Here is a 1,227-nt window from a genome sequence, read left to right as displayed (position 1 = left end):
AGGCCCCGGAGTTCTACCGCCCGCTGTTCCCCGACGTACCCGACGACCTGCCCTACCTCTGGCCGGCCTCCGACCGGTCCCCCGGCCCCGGGGGTCAGAAGTAGCGCGTGAACGCCGCCGGGTCGACGGCGAACAACCCCTGGAACGGGCTGTCCAGTTGATAGATGAGCAGCACCGTGAAGGTGATCAGGGCGGACAGGCCCATCACCATCACCACATGGGTGAAGCTGCGCTGGACGCCGAACATGAACATGAACGCGATGGTCAGCCCGCCGCCCACGATCAGGCCGAACCAGATCACCGGCGAGAGCCGCTGCGTGGAATCGGCCTCACGCCCGCGGCGCGCCTCGTCCAGGGTGCTGAGCTGCGCCAGGGTCTCCTGCCCCGTCGCCTGCTGGGCCGGCGTGGCATCCGCGGGGACCTGGCCGCTCGCGCGCACGTCGTCCAGCAGACGCCAGCCGGTCGGTCCCAGCGGGGCTCCCTCGGCCATCGCGGGCCACTCTTGCTCGGTGACGTGCCGGATGTACGTCTCGATCTCGCCGCGCATCACGGCGGCCTGATCCGCGGGCAGGCCCGCGGCGAGCAGATGGATCTGGTGCGCGGCGCTGGCCTCGGTGGCGGTGTGGTCCTCGGCCCCTGAGTTGGTGTCCCAGACCGACACCAGGGCAAGACCCAGGACCAGGGCGTACAGGACGCCGACCATCATGGAGATGTACTCGGCGACGTCCTCGCGGGGCTCTTCGTCCGGGCCCGGCGGCCAGAAGCGGTGCTTGACCAGGACGACCGCCCCGGCGAGCAGGGCGACGCCCAGGACGACGGCGAAGCTTTCGATCATCGGAGGGTCCCGTTTCGTGGCGGCGCGGTCAGAGTCTGCGGGAGCCGAACACGGCGGCCGCGATGGCTGCGGGCAGCAGGACGAGAAACAGCGCGGCCAGCATGCCCATGCCGGTGGGGGTGTGGTCCTGCCGGACGAACCGGCCCAGCAGCGTGCGCTGCGGCCGTTCCTCCTGCGGCACGGCGGCCGGGGGCACGTCCGGGGGCGGATGTGCGGGGGGTGGGTTTGCGGGCGGCGGGTCTGCGGGTGGCGGGTCTGCGGGCGGTGGCACCGCGGGCGCGATCGCTGCCGGGGGTTGTCCGGCCCCGTCGGGTGCGGCGGGGAGAGCGGCTCCGGGCGGGGCGGCGCCGGGGGGTGCGGCTCCGGGTGGGCCGATGCCGGGGGGACCGACG

Annotated in this window: 2 protein-coding genes; both read right to left on the bottom strand. The window is 73.2% G+C overall.

The features are described 5' to 3' along the window. Positions 1–94: 94 nt before the first annotated feature. Positions 95–835, bottom strand: a complete 741-nt coding sequence (locus tag ACQKIP_RS47780; RefSeq protein WP_365859551.1) for a hypothetical protein — start codon at positions 833–835, stop codon at positions 95–97. Between the two features lie 28 nt (positions 836–863). Next, the gene (locus ACQKIP_RS47775; RefSeq protein WP_427745907.1) at positions 864–1,031 is read right to left on the bottom strand and encodes a hypothetical protein; all 168 of its coding nucleotides are present in this window, start codon (positions 1,029–1,031) and stop codon (positions 864–866) included. Positions 1,032–1,227: the final 196 nt, after the last annotated feature.

Source organism: Streptomyces sp. NPDC059900 (assembly GCF_050270335.1).
Lineage (GTDB): Bacteria > Actinomycetota > Actinomycetes > Streptomycetales > Streptomycetaceae > Streptomyces.
The sequence above is the reverse complement of the archived record's forward strand: the minus strand, read 5'-3'. Positions and strand labels throughout refer to the sequence as shown.

Excerpts from the sequence above, each read along its gene's own strand:
- ACQKIP_RS47780 (WP_365859551.1), bottom strand. The coding sequence starts at position 835 with ATGATCGAAAGCTTCGCCGTCGTCCTGGGCGTCGCCCTGCTCGCCGGG.